At 63.4% G+C, this 22064-nt stretch carries 14 protein-coding genes; 5 read left to right on the top strand and 9 right to left on the bottom strand.

The genetic code is table 11. The features are described 5' to 3' along the window. Positions 1-11 precede the first annotated feature (11 nt). The 3 genes from V5E97_RS02325 to V5E97_RS02315 all read right to left on the bottom strand — a co-directional run bounded on the left by V5E97_RS02325 (position 12) and on the right by V5E97_RS02315 (position 2422). Positions 12-554 (bottom strand): RNA 2'-phosphotransferase, encoded by a 543-nt coding sequence (locus V5E97_RS02325; protein WP_406697676.1) that lies wholly within the window; start codon positions 552-554, stop codon positions 12-14. A gap of 11 nt (positions 555-565) precedes the next feature. Next, the gene (locus V5E97_RS02320; protein ID WP_406697675.1) at positions 566-1486 is read right to left on the bottom strand and encodes a DUF3050 domain-containing protein; all 921 of its coding nucleotides are present in this window, start codon (positions 1484-1486) and stop codon (positions 566-568) included. 489 nt (positions 1487-1975) lie between these two features. Beyond that, positions 1976-2422, bottom strand: coding sequence for a TIGR03067 domain-containing protein (locus V5E97_RS02315; RefSeq protein ID WP_406697674.1), 447 nt, complete (start codon positions 2420-2422; stop codon positions 1976-1978). A 443-nt stretch (positions 2423-2865) separates the two neighbouring features. Between V5E97_RS02315 and V5E97_RS02310 the strand changes: the two genes are divergently transcribed. After that, positions 2866-6342, top strand: a complete 3477-nt coding sequence (locus tag V5E97_RS02310) for a Tex-like N-terminal domain-containing protein (RefSeq protein WP_406697673.1) — start codon at positions 2866-2868, stop codon at positions 6340-6342. A gap of 400 nt (positions 6343-6742) precedes the next feature. On the opposite strand, the gene V5E97_RS02305 is transcribed toward V5E97_RS02310, so the two are convergent. Then, a complete protein-coding gene (locus V5E97_RS02305; RefSeq protein ID WP_406697672.1) occupies positions 6743-8785 on the bottom strand; it encodes a hypothetical protein in 2043 nt (680 codons plus the stop codon). Positions 8786-9363: 578 nt separating this feature from the next. On the opposite strand from V5E97_RS02305, the gene V5E97_RS02300 reads away from it, so the two are divergent. Next, positions 9364-10575 carry an ABC transporter permease gene (locus V5E97_RS02300; protein ID WP_406697671.1) on the top strand — a complete coding sequence of 404 codons (1212 nt, stop codon included), beginning with the start codon at positions 9364-9366 and terminating at the stop codon, positions 10573-10575. A gap of 24 nt (positions 10576-10599) precedes the next feature. Continuing rightward, positions 10600-11346, top strand: coding sequence for an ABC transporter ATP-binding protein (locus tag V5E97_RS02295; RefSeq protein WP_406697670.1), 747 nt, complete (start codon positions 10600-10602; stop codon positions 11344-11346). Here V5E97_RS02295 and V5E97_RS02290 read toward each other — a convergent pair. The 3 genes from V5E97_RS02290 to V5E97_RS02280 all read right to left on the bottom strand — a co-directional run bounded on the left by V5E97_RS02290 (position 11272) and on the right by V5E97_RS02280 (position 14281). Next, positions 11272-12255, bottom strand: a complete 984-nt coding sequence (locus tag V5E97_RS02290; protein ID WP_406697669.1) for an NAD(P)H-quinone oxidoreductase — start codon at positions 12253-12255, stop codon at positions 11272-11274. The two genes, V5E97_RS02295 and V5E97_RS02290, sit on opposite strands and share 75 nt — an antisense overlap. 13 nt (positions 12256-12268) lie before the next feature. Continuing rightward, positions 12269-13492, bottom strand: coding sequence for an FG-GAP repeat domain-containing protein (locus V5E97_RS02285; protein WP_406697668.1), 1224 nt, complete (start codon positions 13490-13492; stop codon positions 12269-12271). 318 nt (positions 13493-13810) lie between these two features. Further along, the gene (locus tag V5E97_RS02280) at positions 13811-14281 is read right to left on the bottom strand and encodes a four-helix bundle copper-binding protein (RefSeq protein WP_406697667.1); all 471 of its coding nucleotides are present in this window, start codon (positions 14279-14281) and stop codon (positions 13811-13813) included. A 999-nt stretch (positions 14282-15280) separates the two neighbouring features. On the opposite strand from V5E97_RS02280, the gene V5E97_RS02275 reads away from it, so the two are divergent. Further along, positions 15281-16771, top strand: a complete 1491-nt coding sequence (locus V5E97_RS02275) for a tetratricopeptide repeat protein (protein WP_406697666.1) — start codon at positions 15281-15283, stop codon at positions 16769-16771. A gap of 56 nt (positions 16772-16827) precedes the next feature. Then, positions 16828-17307, top strand: coding sequence for a Cys-tRNA(Pro) deacylase (gene ybaK, locus V5E97_RS02270; protein ID WP_406701116.1), 480 nt, complete (start codon positions 16828-16830; stop codon positions 17305-17307). Between the two features lie 343 nt (positions 17308-17650). On the opposite strand, the gene V5E97_RS02265 is transcribed toward ybaK, so the two are convergent. Further along, the gene (locus tag V5E97_RS02265; RefSeq protein ID WP_406697665.1) at positions 17651-20149 is read right to left on the bottom strand and encodes a DUF1559 family PulG-like putative transporter; all 2499 of its coding nucleotides are present in this window, start codon (positions 20147-20149) and stop codon (positions 17651-17653) included. Positions 20150-20571: 422 nt separating this feature from the next. Continuing rightward, the gene (locus tag V5E97_RS02260) at positions 20572-21993 is read right to left on the bottom strand and encodes a hypothetical protein (protein ID WP_406697663.1); all 1422 of its coding nucleotides are present in this window, start codon (positions 21991-21993) and stop codon (positions 20572-20574) included. Positions 21994-22064: the final 71 nt, after the last annotated feature.

Raw genomic sequence — 22064 nt, 5'->3', positions numbered from 1 at the left:
CCGCCATCGCATCAGTCGGTTGACAAGTAAGCGGGCGGAACGGATGCCGTCAGCCAGACGCGGTTGGCCGAGAGGTAGAACGTGTGGCCGTCTCGGTGCATGGTTCCGGCCGCGACCTTGAGGATCACCGGCCGTCCTCTCCTTGCCCCGACCTTCGTCGCCGTCTCCACGTCCTTCGACAGATGGACATGGTGCCGCTTTCCTTTGTGCAGGCCGTCGGCCAGGATCGACGTCAGGAACCGCTCGACGGTTCCGTGGTAGAGCACCTCGGGCGGCGCCTGCTCTTCCAATTGCAGGTCCACCGCGACGCTGTGGCCCTGGTTGGCACGGATCAGATCTCCGGTCGCGTCGATCGCGTAGCGCTGCTTGTCGTTCGACTCCACGCACTCGATCAATTCGTCGTAGCTGATCGGGAAGCCGTGGTTCCCGGCGGCGGCGAGCAGGTCGTCCACCGGCACCCACCCGCCCGGTTGGAGGGTCAGGCCGAGTTCCTCAGGCGCGTGACGAAGGTACTTTGCCAGGTATTTGCTGACTCTGATCTGTCGCTTATCCATGACGCTCGACCTTATTGAGGCGAGACCCGTGTCTTCTCAGCTTGGATGACGGCGAGAATTCCGTCCCACATCGCCCGTCTTGCCATGAGACAATCGATCGCGGTTTGCTCGGCGAGTTGCCAACGCGCTGGATCAGAGCCACAGAGGGAGTGAAGGAGCTGGTTCGCCATCGGGCCATGCTCTTCGCTGTCGAGTCCGATATGCCGATCCAGGTAGTACTTGAAGTCTTCAAGCCCACCATCCTCTTTCCTGTTCAACTCGTTCACGATGCGTTGGAACACCGCGGGAAGCAAGTCTTCTCGGCCGAAAGTAAACGCCGAGGCGATGGCGCAAAGGTTCCCTTCCTCGATGATGCGGAACGTCTGCTGGACGAATCGACGGGCGCACTCGGGAACGACAGGCGAATCGAGGGCGGCCGAAATGGTCTGGCCCTGGCGAAGCTCATTCAGGAAAGCGTCGATCGAGCTGGTCTTCGCCCGGCACTGGATCATGGCGCGGTGGTACAGGTCGAAGTGGCTGACGAACCCCCCCTGCCCGTCTTCATCACTCTCCTCGGCGAGAACGATCTCATTGACGAGTCGACAACCATTCGGGTCCTCGGCGGGCAACCACGGGATGTCGACGCAACAGAGCTGTCGTTGCAGGGCCTTGAGCAAGGACATGAAATCCCAGACCGCATAGACGTGGTGCTCCATGAACACCTGTAATGCTTCCAGGCGGTCGATTTCCTGGTAGATCGGATGATTCAGCAACGCGTCTCGATGGGGCCCAAGCCGCTCTCGGATCAATTCAAACGGATGCAACGGTCGTCTTCTCCAGGGCGCTTCGGACGCGGGAACCACGTGCTGGACTGCACTGACTTGGCCGTCCCAGACTTCCATCGCGCCGGACATGGTGAAGGCGAGTTTAACCGAACCGCTTTGAATGTTCATCGCCACCCGCCACCGCTTGGCGATCCGCCGGCCAACTCGGGAATGGTGGCAATCGAAAACGTGGCCCCGCCAAAGCCCGCGGTGGATTGGGCGGAGGCGCGCCGGGCCTACCACGGGGATCGGTGAGCGATGCATCCCTTTAAGCTGTGTTGGAGCGGAGTCTGGGAGACCCTCGGTTCCGAGCCGGAACCCGTGCGGGAACGCTTTGGCCAGCGCCGCACGGGCTCCGAAGAGGCTCGCTTTCCTACCTAATTATCCATCTCAGGCTGACGCGGGCATGGGAAGCCCGGCAAGCTGCAAGGCTCAGAGTCTGTCCCAGAAGGTGAATCCCACGGGAGCTTTTGAATGATCTGCTGGGTGCCATGCGGTTCCGTACTCGGAACCCATGCGGGAATGCCTTGGCCTGGCGCGCACGGGTTCCGAGTACGGAACCCGTGGCACCCAAACGGCCTTCAATTTTCGGTTTCCCTGAACTTACGAGACGGACTCTCAGTCTTTCTCTCGTTTCAGGATGATCACGTGCGCTTCCGCGCCGTCACCTTCCTTGAACTCGGTCGGGCGATCATTGCCTGGGCCGCCATTGCACACCTTGATGGTGTCGGCATCGACGACTTCGTAGACGCCCTTGTTGTCAGGCGAATCGTTCCCATCGGGGCCGGTAAACTTTACCCAGTCGATGGTCTTGAACGGCTTGGCCGACTCGTCGAGCTTGATCTCCCCCTTGAGCTCAAACGATTGGCCGTCAGGCGTGGAGGCCGAGGCGGTGACGGCGTTACCCTTGAACTGGACCGTCAGCGCAATATTTTTTTCCGGCCCGATCGAAGTTTTCCACTTACCTTGAAACTTGGCGAGATCCCCTTTGGAGGAATCGTCGGCCGCGGCGGCCAGGAGCGGGACAAGAACCGCAATCAAGGGAACAAAGCGTGACGCCTTCATGGATCGATCTCCGCTCGAACAAAAAGAGTGGGAAATGCCCCGGATCCGCTTGCCGGACGCTAGGCACACGGCGTTCGCACCGTGAAGGGACAGGTTGCCCAGCAGTACCTGACGGGCGGGCCCCTGGTTTCAAATTCCCCCCCTCGGCGTCCTCAGGACGGGCCTGGGTCGGCCGCCGTGTGGCGTTTTGGAACAGTGCCGAAAAGTTTACCTATGTCCTCCAGAGTGTTGTCGCCCTCCGAGACGGTCAAGCGTCGCAGAGAATTCGCAGCGCAGGATCGAATTGAGCTGGCTTGACAGAGACACTATGATCCTCTAAATTGGCCGAACTGTTCCGACTAGGGGTGTTGCCCCGCGCGCTCTTACCGCGACTTCAGAACGCGGTGGCGGACTCATTTCCGCCTCGTCGTCGCCGTCTTTTCTCATCTAGGTGCAAAGCCTCCATGGACACCCCGATTCAGGTCGACCTGGGCCGGATAGCGCAGGACCTTCAGATCCGGCGCGTGCAGGTGGAGAGCGTCGTCCTGTTGCTCGACGAAGGCAACACGGTGCCGTTCATCACTCGCTACCGGAAGGAGCGGACCGGTAACCTGAACGAGGTGGCGATCCGGGAGATCCAACTTCGCGTAGGTCGCCTCCGAGAACTCGCCGAGCGCAAAGAAACGATCCTCAAAACGATCGAAGCGCAAGGCAAGCTCAGCGATGATCTCGCTGCCGCCATCCGCCAGGCCGACAATCCCAAACGGCTCGAAGACCTCTACCTCCCCTTCAAGCCGAAGAAGAAAACCAAGGCGTCGGAAGCTCGCGAACGAGGACTGGAACCGCTGGCATTGCGGATCTGGAACCGCGACGAGACCCTCACCGACCTGACTGCCGCTGCCGCGGAATTCATCAATCCCGAAAAAGAGATCGACTCCGCCGAGAAGGCCCTCGAAGGGGTCCGCCATATTCTGGCGGAAGCGATCAGCGAAATGGCCCCGGTACGCGATGCGGTCCGCCGCGTCGTGTGGAAGACCGGCAAGGTCGTGACCTCGAAGACCGAGATCCCGGAAGGGCAAGGCCTCGAGTACCGCGACTACTTCAACTACTCCGAGCCGATCTCGCACATCCCGCCGCACCGGGTCCTGGCGATCAATCGTGGCGACAAGGAAGGCCCGCTCAAGGTCAAGCTCGACGTCCCGCGCCCTGAAGTGGAAGCGGCGACCTGCTCGCAGCTTCCCCTGGAAGGTCATCCTCACTCCGAGTTCTTTCACTCGGCCGCCCTCGACGCACTCGATCGCCTGCTGATGCCCAGCATGGAACGCGAAGTGCGCCGCGACCTGACCGACCTTGCCGAACGGCACGCGGTGGACGTCTTCGCTCGCAACCTCCGCAGCCTCTTGCTGCAGCCGCCGATTCCCTCGCAGGTCGTTCTCGCGATCGACCCTGGATTTCGGACCGGATGCAAGGTTGCGGTGCTCGACGGCCATGGCACCCTTCTGGAACATGGGGTCATCCACCCCCATCCTCCCCAGAATCGCCGCTCCGAGGCCAAGCTCTTCCTGAAGGACTTGGTGGGGCGGCATCAGGTGGGGGTCATCGCCATCGGCAACCAGAGCGCCTGCCGCGAGACGGAAGAACTTGTTGCCGAAGTCATCGCCGAGGGAACTTTCTTTAATGAGAATCCCGGCGTGACCGACTTCCCCGGGGCACCCGTGACTCCGAACACCGCGCCGGCTCCGGAGCACTCCGCTCACGAGGACGAGGCGGTCGTTGAGGAGAGTGCGGAAGAGACCGAAGCGTCCCCGGCCGATGCGGTCGACGAATCGGCGGCCATCACCGCCGAGGGATCTTCTGACTCGGAAACCTCGGAAAGCGGTGCGGACCAAGGTCCGGACGTCGCTCCGGGGGCAACCTTCGGCAATCCGGCCGAAGCCTTGCCGCCGATCTCGGGTGGTGCTCCTGAATCGGGCCCCTCCTCTGAGGTAGAGCGATCGATCGAACCCGAGGCTTCGTCATCGGAACCGGCCCCGGCCCCGGTCCAAGAATCAGCGCCAGCCACTCCGGCGGGCGAAGTGGCGGCTCAGGCCACCACGCCTGAGGCGACCGAGCCGACCCCGGCCCCCGCGCCGGCCGAAGCCGCAGCCGAAGTGCCGGCCCCGGCGACGGAGAGCGAAGCCCCGGCCGCCGTGGAAGCTCAAGTTCAAGCTCAACCGGAAGGGGCCGAAACGCCAGCCGTGGCGCCGACTCCGGCTCCGGCTGCCCCGACCAAGCGTGAGCGGGGGCAGAAGCAGTCACAGCAGCCTCGCCCGCCCCGACCGAAGCCGGTGCCGATGCCGCCGAAGCCGCATGCGGCCGACGTTCAGCTCGCCCAGTTGACCTACGTCATCGTCAACGAGGCGGGAGCCAGCGTGTACTCGGCCAGCCCGGTCGGTCGCGAAGAGTTTCCTGACTTCGACGCCACGCTCCGCGGCACGATCTCGATCGGACGACGGCTCCAGGATCCGCTCTCCGAACTCGTCAAGATCGAACCTCAGAGCATCGGGGTCGGCCTCTATCAACACGACATCAACTCCAAGCAACTGAAAGAGTCGCTGGAGTCGGTGATCGCCAGTTGCGTGAACTTCGTGGGGGTGGACCTGAACACGGCGAGCGTCCCGCTCCTGCGGCACGTCTCAGGCATGAATCAGCTCACCGCCCGCCGGTTGGTGGACTACCGCAAAGAGAAAGGGCCGTTCACCTCCCGCGAGCAGTTGACCCAGGTGGAGGGGATCGGGCCGGCGACTTACACGCAGGCGGCCGGATTCTTGAAGATCCGGGACGGCGAGCATCCGCTCGATCGGACCTGGATCCACCCTGAGAGCTACGAGGTGGCCACCCGGCTGCTCGAGAAGCTCGGCTTCGCTCCCGATGTGGTTCGCGACAAGGCCCAGCTCCCCGCCTTGCACGAGAAGCTGAATGAGGCTGACGTGCCGACCCTGGCACGCGAGCTCGAAGTGGGCGAGCCGACGCTGCACGATATCTTCGAGGCCCTGGCCCGGCCGGAGCGCGACCCGCGTGATGACCTGCCCAAGCCGATCTTCAAGAAGGGCGTGCTCAAGCTCGAAGATTTGACCGCGGGCATGGAGCTCAAGGGCACCGTCCTGAACGTCGTCGACTTCGGCGCTTTCGTCGACATCGGCCTCAAAGATTCGGGCCTCGTTCACATCAGCCAGCTCGCTAACCGTTACATCAAGAGCCCGCACGACGTGGTGAGCGTCGGCGACGTGGTGACGGCCTGGGTCATGGGGGTCGACCACGAGCGGAAGCGGGTCTCCCTGACGATGGTCAAGCCGGGCACCGAGCGTCCCCGAGGGGGACACGGACCCGGATCGGAAGCCAGGGCTGGTGGTGGTGGCGGTCGCCGCGGAGCACCGGAAGGGCAAGAAGGACGAGGAGCCGGCTCCGGCCGTCCTCCGCGTCGAGAGGGATCGGCCCCGCCCGCTTCGCAGCCGGCTGGTGCTGGTGCTCCAGGGGGAGGCGCCCCGGCGCGTCGTCCTGAGGGACCGTCGGGTCACCGACCGGGTGGGTTCCGTCCTGGCCAAGGACAAGGTGGCCCCGGACGTGGTGGACCTCGGACTTCACATGGCGGCGGCCCCGGCCGGTTCGAGCGGGCTCAGCAGCCTCCTCGGCCGACTCAGCCGACCCGTCCGTCGAAGCCGGCCCCGCCGCCGCCGCCGTTGTCGAAAGACGCGTTGGCGGGAAGCGTCCCGCTCCGCAGCTTCGGCCAGCTCAAGCAACTCTGGCAGGCGCGTGTCGATGAACCGGTTGAGGGGGAAACCCCACTTACGACCGACACCAGCGCTGAGCAGCAGACGCAGGCCACGCCTCCGCCCGCACCCGCTCAGGAGGCCCCTGCTCCGACGCCACCGGAACCTGCCGGTGACGAATCCGCGAGCTGAACTCACGAAACGCCGGCTCCCTCGGGGGCCGGCGTTTTTTTTTGCTGGATGGGATTGGCCTCGTGAGGTTCACCCATCCCGAACAGCATTCACGAAACGCCGGCTCCCTCAGGGGCCGGCGTTTTTTTGTGGGATGGGATTGGCCTGGAATCGCTCACGGCATCATCGTCGGCCTAACAATTCCCGTAGGGTGGGCACGGCCCACCATCTTAACCAACGATTTGGCAAGGAGATCGGGATGGTGGGCCGTGCCCACCCTACGGGAAAATCGGATTCTGACCGCTGATTGATCGTGAAGCGGTGATGTGTTTATGTCGGGTTGGGCGAAGCTTTACGCCCCTGGGGCCGCAGCCCCCTTTCACTGGGGGCTGTGACCGAATGAAGCGGGTTGGGGAGCGGATTACTTTGCGGAGCTCCTGGTCGGGAGCTTCCACATCTCGTCGAAGTAGCCGGACGTTTGCGTCAGGCCGTTCTCGCCGTCGATCTGGATGACGGCGTAATCCCCAAGGTGGGGAAAGAGCAAGGCGTTGGTGCCTGTGAACTCTTTGGCGCCGAACGTGTGGCCGCTGTTGACCACGAGGTAGCGGTGGGCGTTGAGCGGGTTGAGCGTGATCAGCACCGGCACGTGGTTGTCCGCCCGATATTGGCCCGCCAGGTTGACCTCGGTCTGGCTCCATCCCAGGGGTAGTTGGTCCAGGACCCGGGCGAGCAGGCTGTTCGAGCCTGGGTCGCCGAACAAGACGAGATGGCTGGTTTCAATGTCTTCGGGGGTGACCTCGGTATCCTTCTTGATCCGGACTTCCCCCCGCATCCAGCGCCTCCAGTCATTGGCGAACTGGTCGAGGCGGGCGTCCGCCCATTTCTGGACGTGGGGATTCCAAGGCTTGCCGGTCCCGCGCACGCACAGAAAGGGGCCGCTGAAGGCGTCGTCGATGGGGCCTTGGAGGTTCCGCCGCTTGCCGCGCTCGCTGTTTTCCTGGAAACGGCGTGAGGCGTCGTAGTCGAGCTGCTTCCATTCGTCGCCGTCCCGCTGGAAGTAGACGTAGGGGAGCAGGCCTTGAACCGCCCCCTCGAGCGGGAATTCTTGACCACCCAGGCGGATCGACTCGGCGGCGTGGCGTTCGACCCCGAGCACGGCGACGTTCTCGGTCTTGCTCACGATCGCCACGTTCTCTTTCAGCTCGGCCTCGACGATCGCGCGACGGTAATGCTCCTCGAGTTGCTCGACGGAGAACCAGGCGGCCTGGTTGTATTTCAGGGTGTAGGTCACGAAGCGGATCTGCTTCGGGTTGAGATTCACCCCTTGCTTGGCATGCTCATCGTGAAAGTCCTTGAGGATCTTGGCACTCTCCGGATCCACCTTATGCCCCATCTTGGCCCCGACCACGCGGAGAAAGTCGATGCCCTCGCCCCGGGTGAGCAGGCCTTCGGTCTTGAAGGAGTAGCCCAGCGTTTTGAGGGCTTCCTCGATGTTGACTGAGGCCTGGCGCTGAAGGTCGTCCTCGCCGCCATAGCCAACCATCGGGACGTTGAACGCGTTGCCCGCGTAGTCGACGGCGTCGTAGATCCGAAGCGCCTTGGTCTGATAGTCCGGGATCGCCTTGAGCTTGGCGTAGTTCTTGGTTTCGGAGAACCCCGCGCCCGCCTCGACCGACGACCAGACGCTCGGGTGATGCAGCCCGAGATGCCAGGCCCCTGCCCCTCCCATCGAGAAGCCGCGGAGCACGATCCGCCGATCATCAATGGAGTAGTTTCGCTTGACGGCCGCGATCGCCTCGAAGACGTCAGTCTCACCGGCCCAGCGATAGGCGTTGTTCGTCCGGCCGAAGACGTGGAGCACGAGGATCCCGCCGGCGGCCGCCTCGGTGTCGGCCGGGCTGGCCTTGCCGTCATGAGCCTGGATGAAATTGACTTCGTTGAGAGTCTCGCCACGGCCATGCAGAACGACGTCGAGCCGAAGGCGGCGGTTGGCGGCGGCGGCGGCCGCTTGGCTATCGAGGTTCGGCGGCACGATCAGGGCGTAGGGCTGCACCGAGTCATCAACCTTGGAGAAATAGCCGCGAATCGATGGGCCCGATGCGCTGGTCCAGGGGCGCTGACCGTCGGCCAACTGCCGGGCTCGCTCCAGGCCGCGGTCGATGACCCTCAATGTCGCGGCGACATCCTTCTTGGCGAAGAATTCGTTGTGGCGGAGGGTCCAATCGACGGCTTTTTGATAGACCGCGACGTCGGCGAAGACGTCTCGCTGCGCTCCTTCACCCCGCGGAAGGTCCGCGATCGCCTTGGTCAGTGCGGCGAGTCCGGTTTCGATCTTCCCCTTCTCTTCCGCGGTCGGCTCATACCTGGGAGGCTTCTTGAAGGTCGGCTGGGCTCTCGCCGAACTTGTCGCGCACCCCAACAACGTCACACCCACAATCGACCAGCGCAAGATTCGCCCGTTCATGAGCACACCCGTGTTCCGACTTCGAGGGAGATCATCCACGCAAGGAGTTTCGGATTGTAACGCAGCCGGTCCGCTTACACACACCGCCCATGATTTTTCCGAACAGGCAGAACGCATCGATCCACGGGGCCATCTTGCTCGAGTGCCCGGGCTCTAACAGGGCCCGTGGAGGACAAGGTGATGAGGGGGCGATACGGGCCGCCGCCCGGATTTCGGTTGCATAACGTATGATTTTGCAGGAAGTTGGGCGGTTCGGTCGTTCGATCGCACCTTCTGGGCGACGCCGGATGCGCTTGTTGCGGGCTCAAGGGCTGGTTCGCGAGGCGGAAGCCGACGAACGGGTGCGGAGAGGCGACACGAGCGAAGTCCCCTTTGGTTCCGCCGGAGGACTAGCTATAATCCGCAAATGCTGTGAGACTTGGAGCATGCTGGGTGGGTTTCGTCCTTTCGGATCTGAACCGGGCGAGCCGTAAACCTTTGCCTTGATGAATTGCCGACGATCAATCGATCCCTGAAGCATTGATTGCGACCGGCTCAGGAGTTCGGCCCCTCACCTTTGAAAGGGATGGACGGAGCCTATGGGTTCGTTTGCCTGGCGCAACCTCTTGACTCGCCCGTTACGCACGATCTTGGCGTTGATTGGCCTCTCGATCCCGATTCTCGGTGTGATGGGCCTGTTCAGCGTCTCGCAGGGGATGCGGAATCTGGTCGGGGACACCCTCAGCCGGGTCGAAGGGGTGATGGTCCTCCGCGAGAATTCGCCGAGTCCGGTCTTTAGCGACCTCGAGGCGGATCTCGCCGTGAAGCTCCGCGGGATTCCCGGCGTTCGGGTGGTCGCCCCCGAGATTTGGAAGGTCGCGCCGAACATCGAAGGAAGAACGATGTTCAGCAAGCTCATGGGGGGTGGAGGCGCGAAAAGCATCCTCGACCAACCGGTGATTCAGGGCCAGGACATCGTGGCTCATCAAGATTTGAAAAGCGCCGTCTATCCGCGCGCGATGAAAGAACGCAACGGCGAGGGGCGGTACCTGGTCCCCGCCGACAAGAACAAGCCGAATGTCGTGATCAGCAAGAAGCTGGCCAAAGACTACCCGACGGCGGATGGGAAGCTGAGGAAGGTGGGCGATACCCTCCAGATCGGTGGCCGGCCGTTCAACGTCGTCGGCATCTACGACACAGGCTCTATGCTCCTGGACGTCGTGATCGTGATGGACATCGACATGGCCCGAGACCTCATGGGCGTCTCGAAGGACATGGTTTCGAGCTACTATGTCGAAACCAAGGAGTCGACGGAGAACGACGAGGTCTCGCAGGCCATCGAGAAGGCATTGCCGCAGGTCGATGCGCGGAGCATGTCTGAGTTCATGGCCAACTTCGGCTCAATGATGGGCCAGATCGACAAGTTTTTGATGATGACCGTCAGCCTGGCACTCCTGGTCGGGGTCGTCGGGATCATCAATACGATGCTGATGAGCACGACCGAGCGGTTCGTCGAATTCGGCGTGTTGCGGACCAACGGCTGGTCTCAGGGAAATATCCTGACCTTGGTGACGCTCGAGAGCGCCTATCTCGGCTTGCTCTCGGGGATCGTCGGCTGCGTCCTGGCCCTGGTGGGGACGATGGTGGCGAACCAGTTCGTCGAGGGGGGAGTTCGGCTGTCGATTCCGGCCTGGCTCTACGTGCTGGGCGTCACGCTTTCGGTCGTCACGGGAACACTGGGTGGTCTTTATCCGGCCTGGCGAGCGGCGAGGCTCGTGCCGATGGATGCGATCCGGGTGGGGTCGCACTGATCGAAGGGATGAGCAAGGTGAGCGATGATTGACGTGGTCGACGTGCGGAAGTCGTATCGAAGCGGAGATCGTACGGTCGACGCCCTCCGCGGGGTGCGCTGTCACGTGCCCAAGGGGCGATTCGCGTTTATCGTCGGCCCCTCCGGGTCGGGCAAGAGCACCTTGCTCTACCTGCTCGGCGCTCTCGATCGCCCGACCTCCGGGTCGATCCTGGTCGAGGGGCAAGACCTGACCACGATGTCCGAGGCCGAGCAGAACGCGTATCGCCGCGATCGGGTCGGGTTCATCTTCCAGTCGTTCAACCTGATCAGCAACCTCACGGCCGTCGAGAACGTGCTGGTTCCCTTCCTACCGCGCGGGATGACGCCCGAGTTGAAGGTCCGGGCCGAAGCGTTGCTCAGAGACGTCGGTCTGGGCGATCGGCTCGACCACCGTCCCTACCAGATGTCGGGCGGGGAGCAGCAGCGCGTTGCGATCGCTCGCGCCTTGATCAAAGATCCGATCCTCGTGCTGGGCGATGAACCGACCGGCGAGCTGGACTCGAAGACGGGGGATGAGATCTACCGGATCCTCCGCCGGCTGCAAGTCCAGCGGGAGACGACCCTGGTGGTCGTCACCCATGACCGTCGCTTCATCACCCCCGACGACCTGGTCCTCGAAATCCAGGACGGTGTTCTCAAGATCGACGACGGCCTGCTAGAGCCGGAGGATGATCTTCCCGAAACCATGATTGGATTCGAGCCGGGCCTGCGCCGTCCGGACGTCGTCTAGGCCGAAGACCCGATCGATGATCGGTCGAACGAGGCCGCGCTCGAGCCAGGGGACGACACGATCGGCAAACCCGCGCGTCACGAGGATCTTCTCCTCCAGCGGGCGGGCCCGGAGCGTGGTCCCGATCAGGCGGATCCGCTTGCGCAAGAGTGTCGTGAGATCAATAGACGCCGATCCGCCGCCCAGTAAGCCGACGACGATGAGCCGGCCGCAGGTCGACAGGGCGGTCACATTGCCCGCCAGCGCGACGGCGCCCAGCAAGTCGATGATGAGATCGACGCCCTGACCGTGGGTGTGCCGGCTGACGGCGTCGGCCAGGTCTTCCGAGGTCGAGTGGATCCCCACGTCGAGGCCCAACTCCTTCGCCCGCTCGAGCTTGTCGGCCGTGCGCGACGTGCCCAGGACGATGCAGCCCATGGCGTGGGCGAGCTGGACCGCCGCCGATCCCACGCCGCTGCCGACCGCATGGATCAAGACGCGCTCGCCAGGCCTCGCGCCCCCTTGCGTCTCCAGCGCATCATGGGCCGTCATGAAAACCTCGGGGACGGCCGCGGCCTGATCGAAATCGAGGTTCGCGGGGATCGGCACGACCATGCGCTCGTGGCTGAGGACGTATTCCGCCTGTCCGCCCCCGGCCACGATCCCGAAGACACGATCGCCGACCTTGAGCGGCCCAACCACATTGGGGCCAAGCTTATCGACCTCACCCGCGTACTCCAGCCCCGGGATGTTGGCCGGAGCGCCCGGGGGCGCGGGATAGCTTCCCCGGGCCTGCATCAGGTCGGCCCGGTTCAGGCCGGCGGCCCGGACCCGGATCCGGACCTGGTCCCCTTCCGGCTCCGGGGTCTCGACCTCGCAAACTTCCAGGGCTTCAGCGCCCCCCGGCTTGGTGATAACGATGGCTTTCATGAGGGGGGATTCTTTATTTCTGGTCGCGGTTCCAGTAGACCCGAACGTTATGTGTCGAGCGGCCGCCTGCCACGATGTCCTCGCGACCGTCGCCATCCAGGTCGGCCGAGACGAGGTCCTCGGTCCCAACACCCCCATTGTCGATCACGTGACGGGTAAAGGCCAAGGGGGTTGAACCGGGACGTGGGTCATAGACAAGGACCCCGGGGCCGGCCGGGTCGCGATTCGCGTCCTTGCTCTTGTCGCGCTGGCCGATGATCAACTCCTCGTCGCCGTCTTCGTCGAGGTCCGCGCACCAGACCGCATGGCCCCACTGCACCGGTTCGTCGATGACCTGGCGGTCCCAGAGTCCGGTCCCCGACTTCGGAGGCGTGTAGACAACCACCTGGAAGCCGTGCCAGGGTTCGATCGTGGCGATGTAGCGGCCCCCCTCAGCCAGGCGCCCGACCTTCACCTCGCTGGCCCCTTTGAACGGAGTCGCCTCCTGGTTGCCCGTCCCGAGCTTTGTTTTCGCCCACCGCCCGCTGGCGTCGCATTTGAGCACGAACACCCCTTCCCAGGCGGCCAGGACAATCTCGTCTTTGCCGTCGCCGTCGAAGTCGATCGCTTGCAGGTTGTGAATCGTGTGCAGCGAGTCGTCGGCAACCTGCATCGGCCACGGATCTTTCTCGGGGTGCGCGGGGACGGAGTAAACCAGGATCCGCACGCCCTTCCCTTCACCCCAGTTCGGTCCCTTCGTTTCGCGTCCCTGAAGCGGGACGGCAATGAGCTGGGCCTTGCCGGTGCCCAGCACGTCCCCCCAGCGAATCCGGTGGATCGTGGGCTCGGAACCAATCGGGATGACCTGCCAGGGGGCGTTCTCGTCGCTGGTGCGGCGGAGCCACTGAAGCGTGCCGCCCGACTTGGTGTTCGCCGGCTGCCAGCCTGCGCCCAGCGCGAAGTCGATCTTGCCGTCGCCGTCGATGTCGCGGGCCTGGATACAGACGTTGTCCTTTTCGGTGACGCCCTTGGTAAGCGTATGCTTTTCCCAGGTTGGGTTAGCGAACCAGACGACCGCATCTTCCGTCACGGCGACGACGTCGAGCTTGCCGTCGCCGTTGACGTCGGCCGTGGTCACCGCGTAGCAGACGTTGCCGACATGCGGGTCGAGCTCCTGGGTGCGGAAGTTCGGGAACTCGGCCGCCGACAGCGGGGCGGACAACGCGAGAAGCAAAGGCAGGGCGAACCTCGAAGACACGGGAATCTCCTGATAGCGAGAACGAGCCGTTGAATGGTTTCAGGATGACCCAGAACCGAGACCGATGCCAACAAAAAAAGTCCTGTTCCGGCCTGTGGAGCCTGGTCCAGGACGATCGCGAGCGGTTTCCGCCTTGGTTGTTGCGTTCCATTTCCTGGGACCGCGGACGCTTCGCTCACTTTTTTTTGCTGGGTTGCAATAATGTTGGAATGTTTGTGGGTAAAGTCCGGTCGATTCGTCGCACGGCCGCCCCGGCCGTGCGACGGGTTAGGGCTTGACTTGACTGAAATTCAGGACAGGCCAGATCCGTCATGAAGCTCAGTTGGCCCTGAGCTCGGTCCTGCCCCCCATCCTCGCCACCATCTCACGGCAAGATTTCTCGCAATCGTGGAGTGACTTGGTCGCGGCCTTCATCTCTGCGGAATCAAACTTGCCAACTTCCGCCGCCGTCGCCTTGCAGGCGTCCGCGCACGCGTGGCACGAGTGGGCCATCAGTGGGCTGTGCTTGGCGATCATGCTGGCCGAGAGGCTGCAGAACGCTGCGCAGTCGGACGCCAGGTGTAGCGCCTTGGCATGTTCCTTTTTTCCTTCCGCCACTTGCTTGAAGCAGTGGTGGAAAGTCATGTCACAGGCCTTCGCGCAGTCGGCGCATGCCTTGTAGCAGTCGGCATGGGCCTGATCGAGTTGACAACAGTTCTCACCGCTTGCCGTTTCGTCCGCCTTGGCGGCCAACGCGGTCAAGCCAATCGCACCGGCTCCGACCATCCCAAACATTTCGCGGCGATCCATAGGTGTCTCTCCGTAAAGGGGGAACGCGTGCCGTTGTGAGCAAGATGCTTGTGTCAGGACGGTCCGGAACAAGACGCGTCATCATCCTGCTCGAGTTCGATGAGTATCCCTGCAACTCTCGGACCCCCCTGCGTGATTCCACGGGAATGGTTGCGTTGCGTGGGGACCAGGCCGATCGGCCGGACAATCACCACGATCTGGCAGAAGATGGTGATGTTTCTGGGGCCGCCGATTCAGGCTGCCAACGGACACGGCCCTCTCGCACGGCGTCATCCGCGATCAGACCCTGACGGCGTTGTGGCCGAAAAGGCGCAGGGGTTATTGGGCTTTCCATGATCGGATATATGGAATTACTGTTGCAGGAGTTTTTAACGCAGATAGAAGTAATAAAATGACTGCGAAAATCGATGCGTATAGCCACATTACTGGGGACTCTTGGCCAGCCCAAAGACAGGGAGCTTACGCTCCCCGCTCGCCTTTGGAAGGCGAGCGAAGACCAACAACCAAGGGACGACAGCGATCGTGATTTCATGGATTTCGCTCGCCTTGAAGGCGAGCGGGGAGCGTAAGCTCCCTGTCTTCGGACCTTCGCATGGGCTGGCCCGTTTGACACCCAGGATTACCATGCCCCGATCCTTCGATTGCGATGCTTGTTTTAATTATGTCTTGGCTTTTTCCGAAGAGGGGTCGATCGTCTGGATTTTGCTGGCAATAATGAATAGATTCAATTGGATATGATCTGGGAGATCTTTGGCTGCGTGACTCCTACGCTGGGGAGCCGGAGGGAACGGCTGCCGTCGCGTTTGAGTCATCATCGGTGACCGTCTGGTCCGATGGCCGACGACGAGTAGGCCCAGGCCAACGGTGGCGGTGGTTCAGGTCCGCACGTTGGCCGTTGCGAGTCTTGTGCGGCGATGCCGGGCTCCCCTGCCGCTTGCGAGGCGATGCTCCAGGGACTATGTTCCGAAGTACGGGTTTCCACCACGGATCATCGCTTCAATGAGAACGTTCGCTCCGCCACCGGGGGACGATATGGGGTTCTTCGACCGCTTCCGCAAGGCTAAGGCGTCGATCATCGGCGATCCCAATGAGTTGAGGGATCGTCTGATCGTTGCGGCTTCCGCCGGGAATCGGAAGCCGCTGACGGCCCTCGCACGCGCCAACCGCGAATTGATCGCAACCCACTTTCCCGCCTGGCGCCAACTGCCGGAGGCGATCCGTGACGATCCAACGCGGGCGCAACGGTATATCCATGGCCTGATCGCCATCGCGGAGGTTTTCGACCAAGACCTGGGCGATCCTACCCTCGTTCAGTTCCTGACCGGCCCTGATGAAGAAAACCCGCTGGCCCGCTGGCGGCAAGGTCTGCAGCACGCCGACGCGCAGGTGGAGGCGCTGGAGTATCGCGCGGCCGCCACGACACTCAATGATTTACTGATCGAGGCTCGGTCCCTCCGGGGTTCCGGGGCCGATCGCTACCTGCCGGTCACCTACGGCCAACTGGGAGACTGCTACTTCCACTCCGGTGGCGCCGAGAAAGCGATCTCCCCCTTCCTGCATGCCCTGGAACTCTGCGAGCGCAGTGGGGACACCGAGGGCGTCATCGCCTATCTGAGGAGCTTGCACGAGGTCCACCGCTACCTTGGCCGTACTGACGAGGCGGCCGACTTCGCGGAGCGCCTGGCTGATGCGCTGAAGGGGATGGCCCGGATTGACGCGTCCGACTCCTATCGCCGGCGCGCGGCTCAAGTGCGGGCGGGAGAGCCGCTCAACCGGGTGGTGATCGAAGTCGCGGGCCGGCGCTACGAGGTGGCCGAGGCGCCTCCGGTGGCGGAAGGAAAGGTTCAGTTTTTCCACGAGCGGAACCGGATCTCGCTCCGCCCCGCGACCATCCTCGTCGATCGGGGAAGCGCCCTGGCCATTACGGGAGATCATGAAGCGGCCTTGGAGTTGTTTCGCGACGCGGCCCGCGCGGATCGCTTCGACCCACAACCGAGATACCTCGAAGGACTGACGCTCTTGCTGTTGGAGCGACATCACCAGGCGGTCGAGGCGTACGAGGCGACCGAAGAACTGGCGGGCGGTTGGTATCACTGCCGGTCGAACCTCTGGCTGGCGCGGCGGCTCGCACTCGGAGAATGGGAGCACGAGGCCTTCCTCGCCCTCTTCGCTCTTGTGGACGGGCCGGGAACGCCGAAAGAGAAGCATCACCTGGCGCGGCGGGCGGTCGCCCAATGGAGCGGGCTGGCTCCCCTCTATCTGGAACTTGGCCAGTTTGCCGGGGCACTCGGCCATCGTCAGGAGGCGGAGGCAGCCTATCGCGAGGGCCTCACCTACGCCGATGAACCCGACATCCGAAGCCGGCTCCTCGTGCAGCTCGGCGTGATCACCCGATCCGAGGCCGAGCGGAGCTGTCTGTTGCGGGAGGCCATGGAGCTGGAAGGAAACCTGGTCTCCGCGGCCATGGCGACCGTCTTCCGGAAACGTTAGCCGGACGGCCAGTCAGGGCGATCGAATTCCAAAGCACTGAGGTCATCGTCGTGGGCATGGTCAAGACCAACGCGGTCCGGCTCCTCGAACGCCAGGGCATTCGCTTCGAGTTGCGGGAGTACGAGTTCGATCCCGAAGACTTGGCCGCCGAGACGGTGGCCAGGAAGGTCGGCCTCCCTCCCGAACAGGTTTTCAAAACCCTGGTGGCCCGGGGGGACAAAAATGGCGTCTGCCTGGCGGTGGTGCCCGGCGATGCCCAACTCGACCTCAAGGCCCTGGCGAAGGCGACCGGGGATAAGAAGGTTGAGACCGTGCCCCTCAAAGAGGTCGAACCGCTCACGGGCTATATTCGCGGCGGCGTGACCGCCCTGGCCTGCAAGAAGAACTATCCCGTCTTTGTCGACGAGACGGCCCAGTACTTCGACCTGATCTCGATCTCGGCGGGAATGCGAGGTTTGCAAATCGTGCTCTCCCCCGAGGATTACATCCGTTTCGTGGGGGCGACGGTTGCCTCGATCGCCAAGGATAAAAGTTGATTGCTCTTTTTCGGTGGATGGGTTTTCGAGGAGTGGTTGAGCGAAGAAAAAATAGTTAAATTAAGATATCTGTGTGTGGTTCGCCATGAGTTCCGAGTCCGGAACTCATGGCGAACCAGGCGACCGGGCGAGAATCGCGATGGAATTCCGGCCCGGTTGAAGCCGTAGCACGGCTGGCCCGTCCGTATTTCCCTCGGACTCGCGACGACCCCGAGGGAATGACGGCGGCAACCAAGCCCGTTGCGGAAACCGTGAGAATCATCGGGACTCGGGCGCCGTCGCGGATCATGGTTTTCGATCGCATCGGGAGGTGACGCCTCCCGATGCGGAATCGATGCGCGACTCAATAGTCCTGAATGATCTCGCCGCCGTTGCGGGTCAGCAGTGCCTTGAAGACGTCCGCGGCGATCGAGTCCTTGATGAATCGAATCGTGCCATCAATGAGTACGGCATTGAATCCACCGGTGTGGTCCGACCCGGCCAGGCTCAGGGCCGCCTCCCCGTCGCCGGTAAACGGGAGTTCATCGGGCTTGGTCCAGAGGGTTGGCTCGTTGGATTCGACGATGCCGAGGGTCCCTGACGTGCCGTCGGTGAATTCCTCAAACTTCGTACCCGTCGATTCGAATGCCGTCTGCTTCCCGGCGAAGACGCGGTAATTGGTCGTCCCTGGCTCGGGGTTGCGTCGGCTGGGACACGCATAAATGGTAGGCATTCGAGGGATCAGGGTCTTGTTGTGAACGCTGTCCCACGGTTCGTCGAGATGGAACTCGTTGTAGAGCGCCTGCTGTTCGACGAAGGGGAGGATCGCCACGCGCCAGCTCAGGAGTGGCTTGCCGGCCCGGTCCAGAATGGCTGGAGGAGGCAAGCTCCCTTTGGCGTCATAATAGGTGTGTAGGGCAAGCCCCAAGAGCTTCACGTTGTTGGTGCACTGGGCGCGGCGGGCGGCCTCGCGAGCCGCCTGCACGGCCGGCAAGAGGAGTGCGACCAGGACGGGCGTCTCCATCCCGCCGCTGAGTTTCGGCACCGGGATCGGGAATGCGGAGTGTGCCGTCAACAGGATCGCGGACTCGTTTGCGGCAAGCGTGAATTTGGTCGGGAACAGATGCGAGCGGAGAGCCTCAACGTCGGGGATGTCGTCGGGATCGAACTCGAGCCGGAACGGGATCGCCGCCGGACCGCCCGGGCCTTGAGGCTGAGCGGCAGCGAGACCAACAAATTGAACGAGTGCTGGTATGTTGGCTAGCAGCTCGGGAAGGCTCGCGGTTGGATCGGACTTGGCGACCAGCAGGGCGTCCCGGTTCTCCATCGGTTTCGATCCGGGGGCGTCCAGGATCAGGGCCGGTAAGGCCCGCCGAGCCGAGGCGAGGCTTCCCGCCAGCGCGAGCCGACCGCGCTCGAGATCGATCAGGATGGTCGGGCGCAAACCGGCCGGCGTTGGCAGCACCGAAGGGGGGACCGAGAGCACGTATCCACGTTCGGGGGCCTTGAGACGACGGAATTCGGCAAACTCCGTTCCCGGCCTGGCAGGGCGATTCGCCTGGCGAGGGACCAAGGCGCCGGCCGACTTGAGTTCGTTGTTGGCAACTTCGATCAGACGGCCGAGCGTGGCCTCGAAGCCCTGCGGATCCTTCAACTCGATCACGACCCCGAGATCAGGTGGGTTGAACCACATCGCCATCAGGTTGCCGACTCCGCCCGACTTCGGTGTGAGGACCCCCATTCTCGGCCCGAGTTTCTCGAGGAGGCCCTTGCGCAGGTTGAGCCCGGTACGCTTCTGAAAGTCCTGGGCGAATCGGCCGACCTCTTTGGCGGTGCGCGGGTCGTTTTGGGCCAGGATCGCCAGGAGGACGTCGGCGAACTTGGCAGGGTCGACCGACAGGAGTGTGTAGTCGGTCACGCCCTCGGGGGGAGCGAGTCTGGTCCCGGCGCCGAGAGGAGGCTGATCGAGGAGCGCCAGAACGCCGCGCCGGGGCCGGGGTGCCTGGACGCCGAGTGTGGTCACGATGGCCTTACCCTGGATCCCCCAGTGTGCCTCCACTCGCTTGATGCCGTCGAGCCCGGCCTGGACCAGGTTTCGGGGCAATGGCGGCATCCCCGCCAGATCCACGAAGAGCAGGCCGACGGGAACGACATCGCCCTCGGTTTTCGCGGCGGCGGTGAAGATCGGGTTTTTCAAGGCGCTAGGAGTTTTGCCGTCGAGGGTTTCGGCGACCGGGTCGGCCTGTGCACCGGGGGGGACGAAGGAGAAGACGGCGTCGTGGCCCTCGAACCACCAGCGGACGGGAGCCCCCGCAATCGACCAGACTTTACGGCCGTTCGGCTGCTCGGCCTGCTGCGCGACGTCCTCGAGTCGTTTCATGATTCGCTTGGCGACTTCATTCTGACCGGCGTCGCGAATGACCATCACCGCGGCCTTGGGCTGAGGTGGGTTCAACGATCCGCAGAAGCCGATCGCAAACCCCTTGGAGGCCAGATGCGCGAGCAACGCAACGACCTCCTTGCCGTTGATCGGTGCGCCGGGAGCGGACTGGAGCCCACGATCGACGACCTGAGCCGCGATGTTTTCGAACATGGCCCCGAGCGTGGTGTCGGTCAGCATCTTGAAGGCGGCGGTTCCCTTCCAGGCGTCTGACTGGGCTTCGAAGCCCTCATGGTCGATCAGTAAGATCAACCCTTCACCGGGAACATAGCGAGCCAGGGATTGGCTCTTTTGAGGGGCCGTGTTCGGTGGAGCAGCCTGGGATTGGGCGTTTGACGTGGCTGAAGTGAGGCCGACGATTGCGGCCGCGAAGGCGAAAGCCTTGGCGGTTCGATGGATCGGTCGGGTGGGCGGAGAGCTCACAGTGGAATCCTTCCGGATCAGGGGGCGTGTCGATCCTTTTTGGAACAGGAAGGGCATCGTACCGGCCTGGTTGGTCGCGATCAACATCCCGTCCGGAACATGACGTCGGCGTTCGTTGCTCCAATTTCTCGAGATCCGGCCTCGGAAGCATTGCAACAGTATTATCGATTGATTGTTTGGGATATTCGGAGTTGCTGGTGTCGGCAATGATTGGTTCGGCCGTGGAAACCGGATGTCGTGGGCTCAGGTCATGAGGCCGGTGCGCAGCCTCCCAGTTTTGAGGGGCCAGCGGTTCGACGGGAACGGTCTGGGGATGAGGAGTGCGCGGGGAAACCTGAAATGGCGCGAGCCCGGGAGGGATTCGAACGGGTTGGTGCTTTATGCCATCGTAAGGATGCGTTGGATTGGCCTGGAGTGCCTTCTCAGAGGTCCCAGACCTTGGCGCCGTTGAGGAAGCAGGAGATGAGACCGTCCTCGCTGACTTTCAGGACGGGGCCGTACCGGCTGGCGACCAGGGCGGCGGTGGTGCGTGCCCCCTCGGCCGTGATTGGCGACGAAAGCTGGGAGGCATCGTTGCGGAGGATGGCTCCGAAGGCGATCAGGCCACCGTTCCGGTCGGTCACGACAGCGCCGTCGAGGCCGGCCAGGGCTTCCAGGACGGAGGGGGCGAGCTCGGTCACGTTGCGTCCTCGCGCGAGGTAGTGCAACGCAAGCTTGGCCAGTGGGTCGCCTGGGGTCAGTTCGGGAGGAGGGCCGCAGGGGACCTTGGCGTCGGGGTCGAGCAGGTCGTGCGGTGCGATCAGACGGCCGACGGCGGACCCGGGATCGGTGGCCACCACGAAGAGGCCGCCCTGGCGAGACTCGGCCAGGTCGAGTGCGGTTTGGAAGAGCATCCGCGCCAGCGTGGGATGGGCGGTCGCGGCTTCCCAGACGGCGAACTTCGCGGCCGGGTCGAGGATCCGCCACCGGCCGTGGGCGAAGACAAAGGCCTGTAAGCCACCGGCAAACAGCTTGATCTCCTGGTTCGGACTGAGGACCAGGCAGACGTGTCCGCAGACGCGGGTCGCCCGTGCGTGGGCGGTATAGGCGCGGGCGCTCGGGATGTCACTGCTTCCGGCCCCCGGGATCGCGGATGCCCAGCGCTCGACGTCGATGATGTCGGCGAGCTTCCCCTCGCGATCGACCAGGAACAAGGTCCGTTTGCCGTCACAGAGCCGGTGGATGCTCTTCAGGCTGGTCAGCTCGACGCCGTAGCAGAGCGCGTCGGCGGAGGTGCGAGTCAGCGAGTGATCGGAGTCATCGCCGGGACCGAGGAGCAGGGCGCCCGTGGAGACGCGGCGGTTCTCATAAGTGGAGAGCGCCGCGGTCCGTAAGGTCAGGATCGTGGAGGCGATCCGGCTTGGCTGCGCGGTGCTCAAGGCGTAGGCGGAGGGGTCGATGAAGGCGGCCACGTAGTGGTCTTCTGAACCCCCTTGGAACAGTTCGAGACGCGACGAGTGCGCGATCTGGAACAGGTGGTGGTAGCGGAGCGTGAGCACGGCGCCCAGGGCGCGAATCATCTGCTGATCGTTCAGGGTGAATCGAATACCGTGGCGTGGGGTGAGCCGATGTCGGGCGCCGAAGAGAGCGATGTCGAGCGATTCGCCGTTGCGTTCGGGCTCATCGATGAGCTGGAAGTCAGGGCCGAACCGGACGTCGAATGAGCCCAGGTCGTTGGGGAGGCGTTCGAAGTGGAACTGAGGGTAGAAGTTGAGCAGGTCGCGGCGGAAGAAGTCAAGGAACAGTTCGACCACGGCCATCGCGTCGCGCAGGCTTGAGGTCATGGGGCGCATTGTGACGGTCATGGCTCCTCCTTGAGCGTGACTCTTCCCCACCCTTTGGGAGTCGGATCATACCCACCCGAGGGCAATCGGGA

This window comes from Singulisphaera photorubra, from assembly GCF_045290345.1.
Classification (GTDB): Bacteria; Planctomycetota; Planctomycetia; order Isosphaerales; family Isosphaeraceae; genus Singulisphaera.
This window is presented reverse-complemented; position numbering and strand designations above follow the sequence as displayed.

Coding starts and splice junctions, on each gene's coding strand:
- V5E97_RS02295 (WP_406697670.1), top strand. CDS start 10,600: ATGATTGACGTGGTCGACGTGCGGAAGTCGTATCGAAGCGGAGATCGT.
- V5E97_RS02275 (WP_406697666.1), top strand. CDS start 15,281: ATGAGAACGTTCGCTCCGCCACCGGGGGACGATATGGGGTTCTTCGAC.
- V5E97_RS02280 (WP_406697667.1), bottom strand. CDS start 14,281: ATGGATCGCCGCGAAATGTTTGGGATGGTCGGAGCCGGTGCGATTGGC.
- ybaK (WP_406701116.1), top strand. CDS start 16,828: ATGGTCAAGACCAACGCGGTCCGGCTCCTCGAACGCCAGGGCATTCGC.
- V5E97_RS02320 (WP_406697675.1), bottom strand. CDS start 1,486: ATGAACATTCAAAGCGGTTCGGTTAAACTCGCCTTCACCATGTCCGGC.
- V5E97_RS02290 (WP_406697669.1), bottom strand. CDS start 12,255: ATGAAAGCCATCGTTATCACCAAGCCGGGGGGCGCTGAAGCCCTGGAA.
- V5E97_RS02305 (WP_406697672.1), bottom strand. CDS start 8,785: ATGAACGGGCGAATCTTGCGCTGGTCGATTGTGGGTGTGACGTTGTTG.
- V5E97_RS02325 (WP_406697676.1), bottom strand. CDS start 554: ATGGATAAGCGACAGATCAGAGTCAGCAAATACCTGGCAAAGTACCTT.
- V5E97_RS02310 (WP_406697673.1), top strand. CDS start 2,866: ATGGACACCCCGATTCAGGTCGACCTGGGCCGGATAGCGCAGGACCTT.
- V5E97_RS02300 (WP_406697671.1), top strand. CDS start 9,364: ATGGGTTCGTTTGCCTGGCGCAACCTCTTGACTCGCCCGTTACGCACG.
- V5E97_RS02260 (WP_406697663.1), bottom strand. CDS start 21,993: ATGACCGTCACAATGCGCCCCATGACCTCAAGCCTGCGCGACGCGATG.
- V5E97_RS02315 (WP_406697674.1), bottom strand. CDS start 2,422: ATGAAGGCGTCACGCTTTGTTCCCTTGATTGCGGTTCTTGTCCCGCTC.